This is a genomic window from Kitasatospora sp. NPDC036755 (assembly GCF_040636595.1).
In the GTDB taxonomy this organism is placed as follows: domain Bacteria; phylum Actinomycetota; class Actinomycetes; order Streptomycetales; family Streptomycetaceae; genus Kitasatospora.
The window spans coordinates 1-9504 of sequence record NZ_JBEZUT010000334.1 but is presented as its reverse complement, the minus strand read 5'-3'; the positions used below and the strand labels follow the sequence as shown (position 1 = coordinate 9504).

Annotated in this window: 8 protein-coding genes; 6 read left to right on the top strand and 2 right to left on the bottom strand. The window is 73.0% G+C overall.

Annotated features, from left to right (window positions below):
• Nucleotides 1-356: 356 nt before the first annotated feature.
• Nucleotides 357-755, bottom strand: a complete 399-nt coding sequence (locus AB0E96_RS33875; RefSeq protein WP_359829631.1) for a VOC family protein — start codon at nucleotides 753-755, stop codon at nucleotides 357-359.
• A 213-nt stretch (nucleotides 756-968) separates the two neighbouring features.
• Here AB0E96_RS33875 and AB0E96_RS33870 point away from each other — a divergent pair, with 213 nt between their 5' ends.
• Nucleotides 969-1532, top strand: a complete 564-nt coding sequence (locus AB0E96_RS33870; protein WP_359829630.1) for a hypothetical protein — start codon at nucleotides 969-971, stop codon at nucleotides 1530-1532.
• 234 nt (nucleotides 1533-1766) lie between these two features.
• Here AB0E96_RS33870 and AB0E96_RS33865 read toward each other — a convergent pair whose 3' ends face one another.
• Nucleotides 1767-3050, bottom strand: coding sequence for a glycosyl hydrolase family 8 (locus AB0E96_RS33865; RefSeq protein ID WP_359829629.1), 1284 nt, complete (start codon nucleotides 3048-3050; stop codon nucleotides 1767-1769).
• A 333-nt stretch (nucleotides 3051-3383) separates the two neighbouring features.
• On the opposite strand from AB0E96_RS33865, the gene AB0E96_RS33860 reads away from it, so the two are divergent.
• The 5 genes from AB0E96_RS33860 (at nucleotide 3384) to AB0E96_RS33840 (ending at nucleotide 9134) form a co-directional block, all read left to right on the top strand.
• The gene (locus AB0E96_RS33860; RefSeq protein WP_317620150.1) at nucleotides 3384-3476 is read left to right on the top strand and encodes an Ms4533A family Cys-rich leader peptide; all 93 of its coding nucleotides are present in this window, start codon (nucleotides 3384-3386) and stop codon (nucleotides 3474-3476) included.
• A gap of 144 nt (nucleotides 3477-3620) precedes the next feature.
• The gene (locus AB0E96_RS33855; RefSeq protein WP_359829628.1) at nucleotides 3621-5339 is read left to right on the top strand and encodes an ABC transporter substrate-binding protein; all 1719 of its coding nucleotides are present in this window, start codon (nucleotides 3621-3623) and stop codon (nucleotides 5337-5339) included.
• A 41-nt stretch (nucleotides 5340-5380) separates the two neighbouring features.
• Nucleotides 5381-6457 (top strand): ABC transporter permease, encoded by a 1077-nt coding sequence (locus AB0E96_RS33850; RefSeq protein ID WP_359829627.1) that lies wholly within the window; start codon nucleotides 5381-5383, stop codon nucleotides 6455-6457.
• Nucleotides 6454-7443 (top strand): ABC transporter permease, encoded by a 990-nt coding sequence (locus tag AB0E96_RS33845; protein WP_359829626.1) that lies wholly within the window; start codon nucleotides 6454-6456, stop codon nucleotides 7441-7443. The genes AB0E96_RS33850 and AB0E96_RS33845 overlap by 4 nt, the downstream gene beginning before the upstream one ends.
• Complete coding sequence (locus tag AB0E96_RS33840) at nucleotides 7440-9134, top strand: ABC transporter ATP-binding protein (RefSeq protein ID WP_359829625.1); 1695 nt, start codon at nucleotides 7440-7442, stop codon at nucleotides 9132-9134. Before AB0E96_RS33845 ends, AB0E96_RS33840 begins: the two co-directional genes overlap by 4 nt.
• Nucleotides 9135-9504 lie beyond the last annotated feature (370 nt).

Here is a 9504-nt window from a genome sequence, read left to right as displayed (position 1 = left end):
CGCGCCGAGCCCGGCGGCGACGACGGCGGCGACGAGCGCCGCGCGGACACGGGGGCGCCGGCGGCTGGTTCGGGTGCTCATGGGGGTTCCTCTCCTGGCGTGGGGGCGGCACGCGGCGCCGGCGGAGGGGAGCCCGGGTTCACCTCGGCGGTGGGGGAGGAGGTGGCGGGCGCCGCGCGATCAGAAAGTGGCACGGACCGATGTGGCCGTCAACCGCCGCCGTGCCCGTTCGGCCGGAACTCGGCCCTCCGCCGCCGGGAGTGGCCGATCGGCGCGCACACGCGCGACGGCCCCGTCCCGCGTGGCGCGGGACGGGGCCGGAACCGCCGTGGGGGCTGCTCGCCCGAGGCGGCCGCTCAGTCGAGGCAGAACTCGTTGCCCTCGATGTCCTGCATGTTCTGGCACGACTCGTTCTCGCCGTCGGCGAGCAGCAGCGTGCCGCGCACCGCGCCGAGCGCGACCAGCCGCGCGGTCTCGGCCTCGAGGACGGCGAGGCGCTCCTCGCCCACGAGCCCGGTGCCGATCCGCACGTCGAGGTGGACCCGGTTCTTGACGACCTTGCCCTCGGGGACGCGCTGGAAGAGCACACGCGGACCCACGCCCGAGGGGTCGGTGCACGCGAACCACTTCACGGGCTCCCCGGACTCCTCCGGTGCCGGAGGCGCGACGTACCCCAACACCTCGGCCCAGAAGTGGGCGAGGCGGACCGGGTCCGCGCAGTCGATGGTGACCTGGAAGTGCCTGAGCGATGCCATCCGGCCACCTTAACAACGGGCCCCGCCGTTCCACCTCCCATTTGAAACCGGCAGGTCGGCGAGCGGTCCGGGGCGCCCCGTGCCGAACGGAAGGCACGGGGCGCCGGGTTCACACCGGTCCGGGCCGGATCGAACCCCGGAGGGTGCGCCGTCCGTGCTACCGGCTGAGGACGGTCGGCAGCCGGCCCGGAGCACGGACGAGGGAGGACAGCGATGGCCTGGTACCAGGGGGCGAGCCGGATCACGGTGACGGCGGTGGAGGGACGGTTCCCGCAGCGGGCGGTGGTGAGCGTCCGGGGTGCCGCTCCGGTGGAGATCCCCGGTGAGGTCGGCGCCGTGCACGTCGTCGAGGCGGAGCGCTGGGAGCTCGACCTGGAGCACCACCACCAGGGTGCGTGGTGCCCCAACGTCCGTGCCGTGCAGGGGCGGTGGCAGGAGGTCCGGGGCGTGGCGACGCAGGTCGTGCACAGCCGCAACCGCGACGGGGCCGGCGACCGGCAGGACCGCAACCTGGTGCTGCGGATCGAGCGGATCGTGCCGGGCGGCAACGGCCCCGCGGCCGCGCCCGGTGCGCCGGCCGCGCGCCGGACCTCCGTCGCGCACCTCGCCCCGGCGGGCGGTACCAGGGCTACCACCAGCACCGCCGGTACCACCGGTGCCGACGGCAGCTCGGCCCCGGGCGTGCGGACGACCGCCTCGGGCGGCGGGTCGGAGTACTCGCGGCCCGCCGCCGGCCCGACCCGGACGACCACCTCGACCACCTCCTGGAGCGGCTGACCCAGGCCTCGAATGGACCCGGCCGGCGCCCCCGTGGGGCTGGGGCGTGTCTTGTGGGTCTTTGCCGGGTGCGCGGCGCCGGGGCACGCACCTAGCCGCGTTGTCGTCGGTCGCCAATGCTCCGCAGTGGCTCCCTCCTCCGCCTTACGATGCACGCACCCCAACGCCGCGCCCTGATCCGACAAGACCCACAAGACACGCCCTGGCGCCGGCCGTCTTCCTTCGCGAACAGCCCTACGGCAGCCAGTAGTTGCCCGAGACCACGATCATCGACTGGAGCTGGACGCTGCTCCCGTAGTAGAGCGAGGAGTCGATCGGCGTGGAGACCAGCCTGCCCCACAGGGCGTCGAGCCAGGCCTGGGAGTTCGGGTCGGTCATCGCGGCCACCGCGAACGGGGCGGTGAACGCCATGTCGTGGCCGCTGTCGAAGGCCGAGCCGTTGAGGTGGTAGCCGGAGACGATGCCGCCCGTGTTGCCGCCGGTCTTGGTCCGGATCCAGGAGTTCAGCTTGCGGGCCGCGGCGAGCGAGGCGGAGTCGCCGCTGGTCACGGCGTCGGTGCCGATCCGCCAGGGGTCGCGGCAGGCGTTCCAGCCGTAGTCGCCGTCGTTGGCGCTCTCCAGAACCTTCCCGGGGGCGGGCTTGGGGGTGGTGTTGGTGTTGACCACGAAGTCGGCCAGCAGGCCGGTGGCCGAGGCGTAGGTGGACTGCTGGGAGGCGATCAGGTTCTGGTGGGCGGTGCGGATGGTGTCCCAGGCGGCGTCGCCCGTCGCGGTCCGGAACGCGCGGAAGTGGTCGATCATCCAGTCGGAGGAGCGGGTCACGTAGTACAGCGAGTCGCCGGAGCCGGACCAGTCGCCGAGCCTGGTCAGGTGGGTGGTCGGGTTGATCTCGCTCGCCTTGATCGCGTTGATGTGCTTGACCGCGAGGCCCTTGTAGTCGTACGTCCCGGTGGAGCCCCACTGCCGGTCGGCGAGCAGCAGCCCGTAGGCGACGTCGAGGTCCCCGTCGGTCGCCGAGTCGGAGCCGTTCACGCTCTTGCAGGAGGAGTCCTGTTCGGCGGCCAGCAGGTTGGCGTTGTTGACGGACGGGTGGGCCAGCACGTACTTCACCAGGCCGTCGAAGGCGGTCTTCGCGTCGGGGTCGGCGCCGGCCATCAGCGCGGTGATCACCATGCCGTAGCCCTGGCCCTCGGCCACGTACGGGTGGTCGGCGTCGGGGGAGCGGACCTGGAACCAGCCGTTGCCGCAGTTCTTCTTGAGGAAGGCGGACTTCCAGGCGTTGTACTTGTCGATCACCTGCTGGTCGATGGCCGACTGGGCGCCGCCCGGGCGCAGGGTGCCCGCCGCGTACGGGAAGGCGTGGCTGCCGAAGGGGACCTTCGGGGCGGCGGCGGCCGCGGCGGTGGTGTCGTTCGTGGCGGCCCTGGCGTCAGCGTTCGCCGCGATCGCGGCGGGCAGCAGGGCGAGGACGGTGGGGGCCAGCACGGCGGTGGCGAGGGCACTCGTGAGTCGACGCATGTCTGCTCGATTCTCTGGTCGTGCGGGGGAGTGCGCTTCAGGATCGCGACTCGGCGAGGACGCGTCAAGAGGTATAGTTAGGAACATTTCCCAAAGTCGGCGCGCCGCCGGCTGGTGGCGCCCCCGGGTGCGCCGACGTCGGGAAACGCTCCTCACGAAGGTTCGGTGCCGCCGGGCATGGCCGGGGCCGGTGGGGTGCCCCTGTCGTTCACCTTTCCTTCCGGCCTCCGCGGCGGTATTCCGCCCCCCTCCGGGGGCAATCCGGTTCCCCGGGTTCCGGCGGCCGGAAAGTGAGTTTTGACATTCCGCTTAAAGTCATACAGTCTTCTCGGCATGTCTGACCGTCACCCGATCGAGTGCGCCGCCATCGAGCTGGCGCTGATCGGCGTGGCCGCGCACTGCGTTTCCGACAACCTCTGTCGCTGAATCCGCCTGTCCCGACGCGTTGCGGTGATCGCCGCCTCGGGACGTCGCCCCTCCCCGCGGGCGCGGTGCCGCTCACTCTTCCCAAGGCCTCACTGTCGCCCGCCTTCCTCCGTACACCATCGGTAGCGAAAGGCTCCCTTTCCGATGTCTCGAACCACCTTCACCCCCCGCCGCCTCGCCCTGGCGACCGTCACCGTCGCACTCGTCGTCGGACTGGCGGCGTGCGGACCGGAGGCCGACGGCGGTGCCGGCACCGGCAAGAACGCGGCACCGCAGCAGGGCGGCACCCTCACCGTCCTCAACCAGAACCCGCAGGAGCAGTTCGACCCCGCACGGCTCTACACCTCCGGCGGCGGCAACGTCCCCTCGCTGGTCTTCCGGACCCTCACCACCCGCAACCGGGCCGACGGCGCGGCCGGCACCAAGGTCGTCCCGGACCTCGCCACCGACACCGGCACCCCCTCCGAGGGGGCCACGGTGTGGACGTACCACCTCAAGGACAACCTGAAGTTCGAGGACGGCTCGCCGATCACCACCGCCGACGTCAAGTACGGCATCGAAAGGTCATTCGCCCCCGAACTCTCCGGCGGCGCACCGTTCCTGAGGGACTGGCTGGTCGGCGCCGCCGACTACCAGGGCCCGTACAAGGACGGCCGCACCCTGGACGCCATCGAGACGCCGGACGAGAAGACCATCGTCTTCCGCCTCAACAAGCCCGAGGGCGACTTCCCGTACCTCGCGACCCAGACGCAGTTCGCCCCCGTCCCGAAGGACAAGGACACCGGGGCGAAGTACCAGGACCACCCGGTCTCCTCCGGCCCCTACCAGGTCGTCAAGAACGAGAACGACGGCGCCCACCTCGTCCTCAAGCGCAACCCCAACTGGTCGGCGGCGACGGACGACCAGCGCAAGGCGTACCCCGACACCATCGACGTGCAGTCCGGGCTCGACCCGGCGGTGATCAACCAGCGGCTCTCCGCGGGCACCGGTGCCGACGCGGCCGCCGTCACCACCGACACCAACCTCGGCCCCTCCGAACTCGCCCAGGTGAAGAACGACAAGGCGCTCGCCGCCCGCGTCGGCACCGGCCACTTCGGCTTCGTCAACTACCTGGCGTTCAACCCGAAGGTCAAGCCCTTCGACGACCCGAAGGTGCGCCAGGCCGTCGCCTACGCGATCAACCGCACCTCGGTCGTCAACGCCGCCGGCGGCTCCTCGCTCGCCGAGGCCGCCACCACCTTCCTGCCCGAGCAGGAGACCTTCGGCCACACGCCGTACGACCCGTTCCCGGCCGGTGCCACCGGCAACGCCGAGAAGGCCAAGGAGCTGCTGAAGGAGGCCGGTTACCCGGACGGCCTGACCATCACGCTCACCCACTCCACCGCCGTCGGCAAGGGCTACGGCCCGGACCTCGCCACCGCCGTCCAGGACGGTCTGAAGGCGGCCGGGATCACCGTCCAGCTGGAGGCCCTGGACTCCAACCGGTACTCCAAGACGATCCACGGCGTCAGCACCGAGCCCGGCCTCTTCCTCACCGGCTGGGGCGCCGACTGGCCGTCCGGCGGCCCGTTCCTGGCACCGATCTTCGACGGCCGGCAGATCGTCACCGACGGCTACAACTTCAACACCGCGCAGCTGAACGACCCCTCGGTGAACGACGAGATCGACCAGATCAACAAGATCACCGACCACGCCGAGGCCGCCAAGCGCTGGGGCGCCCTGGACCAGCGGATCGGCGAGCAGGCCCTGACCGTCCCGCTGTTCCACCCCGTGTACAAGCGGCTGTCCGGCAAGGACGTCCGCAACATCGTGATCAGCGACTGGACCGGCGTGCTGGACATCTCCCAGGTCGCGGTCAAGTAGCGGGCGGCAACGGACGGATCGACCGGATCGAACGGACCACCATGGCTCCACAGGAATCCACGGCCGGGGAGGCCCCCGCGGCCTCCCCGGCCCCCGGGGGACGGCAGGTGTGGCGGCGGCTGCTCGCGCGGCGCACCGCCCTCGCCGCGGGCCTCGTCATCGTCCTGCTCGTCCTGATCGCGGCGGCGGCACCGCTGCTCAGCGCGCTCGAGGGCCAGGACCCCACCAGCTACCACAACGACCTGCTCGACTCGGCGGCCGGCGGGGTGCCCACCGGCTCCTTCGGCGGCGTCAGCGCCGAGCACTGGCTGGGCGTCGAACCCGGCACCGGGCGGGACGTCTTCGCCCGGCTCGTGCACGGCGCCCGGATCTCGCTGCTCGTCGCCGTCGGCGCCACCGTCGTCCAGGTGACGATCGGCGTCCTGGTCGGCCTCGCCGCGGGCCTCGGCAGCCGGGTGCTCGACCAGGTGATCGGCAACACCACCGAGGTGATGCTCGCGCTGCCCTCGCTGGTCTTCGCCATCTCGCTGATGGCCGTCGTGCCCTCCGGCTTCCCCCGCCCGCTCCTGCTGACCCTGGTCATCGGGCTGCTCGGCTGGGCCGGCACCTCGCGGATCGTCCGGGCGCAGACGCTGAGCCTGCGCCAGCTCGACTACGTGGCCGCGGCCCGGCTGGCCGGAGCCACCCGGTGGCGGATCGCCCGGCGGGAGCTGTTGCCCTCGCTGGCCGCGCCGGTCATCACCTACGCGGCGGTGCTGCTGCCGGGCAACGTGGTCGCCGAGGCCGGGCTGTCCTTCCTCGGGGTGGGCGTCAAGCCGCCGACCTCGTCCTGGGGCCAGATGCTCTCCGGCGCGACCACGTGGTTCCGCGCGGACCCGACGTACGTGCTGCTGCCGTCGGCGCTGCTGTTCGTCACCGTGCTCGCCTTCACCGTGCTCGGCGACGCCGTGCGCACCGAGCTCGACCCCCGGGCGGCCTCCCGGCTGCGGGTCGGGGCGTCGAGCGGCGGCGCGGGCTCGTCGGGCGCCGCCCGGCCGACCACCGCTCCGGCGGGCGCCGCCCCGTCGGACGCGGGCCGCCCCGCTCCGTCGAACGCCACCGAGGGGGCGACCGCATGACCCGCTTCCTGCTCCGCAAGGCGCTCGGCATGCTCGGCGTGCTGCTCGCCCTCTCCGTGATCGTCTACGCGGTGTTCTACATCGCCCCCGGCGACCCGGCCCAGCTGGCCTGCGGCGAGAAGTGCAGCCCCGCCCAGGTCGCCCAGGTCCGCGAACGCCTCGGCCTGGACGCGCCGGTGTACCTCCAGTACGCCCACTTCCTCCAGGGCATCGTCGCCGGCCGCGACTTCAGCGCCGGGACGGGTCTGCTGCACTGCCCGGCCCCGTGCCTCGGCGTCTCCTACCGCAGCGGCGAGCAGGTCACCGACATGATCGCCGCCCGGCTCCCGGTGACGGCCTCGCTGGCGTTCGGCGCGATGGTGCTCTGGCTGGTCCTCGGGGTCGGCACCGGTCTGGTCTCCGCGCTGCGCCGCGGCCGGCTCAGCGAGCGCCTGCTGACCGGCCTGACGCTGGCCGGCAGCTCCGTCCCGGTGTTCATCATCGGGCTGGTCCTGCTCATCGTGCTGTGCGCCCAGTTGCAGTGGCTGCCGTTCCCGAGCTACGTGCCGCTCACCGAGAACCCCCAGCAGTGGTTCTGGGGACTGCTGCTGCCGTGGATCTCGCTCGCCCTGATCGAGTCCGCCAAGTACGCCCGGCTGACCCGCTCGTCCATGCTGGAGGCCCTCGCCGACGACCACATCCGGACCTTCCGGGCGTACGGCGTCGACGAACGGCACCTGGTGACCAGGCACGCGCTGCGCGGCGCGCTCACCCCGGTGATCGCGCTCACCGCGATCGACCTCGGGACGATGTTCGGGTCCGCGGTGCTGACCGAGTCGCTCTTCGGCCTCCCGGGGCTCGGCAAGCTGCTGGTCACCTCCGTGGGCCTGATCGACCTGCCGACCGTCGTCGGACTCACCCTCGTCACCGGGTTCTGCGTGGTCCTCGCCAATGTCGTCGCGGACGTGCTCTACGCGGTGACCGACCGAAGGGTGGTCCTGACGTGAGCACCGAACCCCTCGTCGACGTCCGGGACCTGGTCGTCGACTTCCCGGTCGGCGACGGCCACGTGCGCGCCGTCGACGGCGTGGGCTTCACCCTGGAGGCAGGGCAGGCGCTCGGCATCGTCGGCGAGTCCGGCTCCGGGAAGAGCACCGTCGCCTACGGCCTGCTCGGCCTGCACCGGGGGACCGGCGCCAGGGTCGGCGGCTCGGTCCGGGTCGCCGGGGTCGACGCCGTCACCGCGGAGGGCGCGGAACTCCGGCGCCTGCGCGGCGGGTTGGCCGCCATGGTGTTCCAGGACCCGCTCTCCGCGCTCGATCCGTACCACGCGGTGGGCGACCAGATCGCCGAGGTGGTGCGGGTCCACCGCGACCTCTCCCGCCGGGACGCCCGGGCCCGGGCCGTCGAGGTGCTCGACCGCGTCGGCATCCCCGACGCGGCGCGGCGCTCGCGGTCGCGCCCGCACGAGTTCAGCGGCGGCATGCGCCAGCGGGTGCTGATCGCGATGGCCCTGGCCTGCGAGCCGCGCCTGCTGGTCGCCGACGAGCCGACGACCGCGCTGGACGTCACCGTCCAGGCCCAGATCCTCGACCTGCTGCACGAGTTGCGCGCCGAGACCGGGGCCGGGCTGGTGCTGGTCACCCACGACCTGGGCGTGGTCGCCGGGAGCGTCGACCGGGTGCTGGTGATGAAGGACGGCCGGGCGGTGGAGCACGGCCCGGTCGCCGAGGTGCTGGGCGCTCCGCGCGAGCCGTACACCCGGGCGCTGCTGTCGGCGGTGCCCCGGGTCGACGCGCCGCAGACTCCGGCCGCTCCGGCCGCTCCGGCCGCGCCCGACGCCCCGAGCGGGCCGGGCGCGGGCGAGGTCCTGCTCGAAGCCACCGACCTGCGCCGGGAGTTCGCCACCCGCGGCGGCCTGGGCCGGCGTGCCGCCCCGGTCGTCGCCGTGGACGGCGTCTCGCTGACCGTACGGGCCGGTGAGACGCTGGGCGTCGTCGGCGAGTCCGGCTCCGGCAAGACCACCCTCGGGCGGATGCTGGTCCGGCTGCTGGAGCCGACCGGCGGCCGGCTGCACTACCGCGGCCGGGACATCGGGGCGCTGGGGGAGAAGGAACTGCGCCCGCTGCGGCGGGAGTTGCAGATGGTCTTCCAGGACCCGGTGTCCTCGCTCAACCCGCGCCGCAGCATCGGGGAGTCCGTCGCCGACCCGCTGCGCATCGCCGGCGAGAGCGACGAGCGCCGCATCCGCGCCCGGGTGGGCGACCTCCTCGAGCGGGTGGGGCTCGACCCCGACTGGTACCACCGCTACCCGCACGAGTTCTCCGGCGGGCAGCGGCAGCGGGTCGGCATCGCCCGGGCGCTCGCACCGGAGCCCCGGCTGATCGTCTGCGACGAGCCGGTGTCCGCGTTGGACGTCACCACCCAGGCCCAGGTGGTCGCGTTGCTGGGGGAGTTGCAGCGCGACCTCGGGCTCGCGCTGGTCTTCGTCGCCCACGACCTGGCCGTGGTCCGGCAGGTGAGCGACCGGGTCGTGGTGATGCGGGCCGGGCGGATCGTGGAGCAGGGCGACGCCGCCACGGTGTACGACTCGCCCCAGCACGCCTACACCAAGGGCCTGTTGGCGGCCGTGCCGGTGCTGGACCCGGCCGAGGCCGCCGCCCGGCGGGACGCCCGACTGGCCTCCGCCGGGGTCTGACCGGCGCCCGGCTCCGGCCCGCACCCCCCCCGGCCGGCACCTCCCCGGCCCGCACCCCCGGCCCGTACGCTCCGGCGTGCGGGCCGGGGCATGTCAACCTCGATCCGCCCGATGCCGTGTCACAGTCCTGTTCCTGTCATGTCCTGATGATTGTGACGCCGTTCCTGGCACCGAAACCCGTCGACCGGCCGTCCTGTGGAGTGTCCGAGCACGTCAGCACGTACCGCCATCGGGGAGTCACCGTGTCCGTCCGCCACCACCGTCGCCCGCTGCTCGCCTCCGCCGTCCTCGTCGTCGGGGCGACGCTCGCGCTGACCGCCTGCGGGCCCGAGAACACCGACCCGGCCGGCGGCTCGACGGCCGCCGCGCC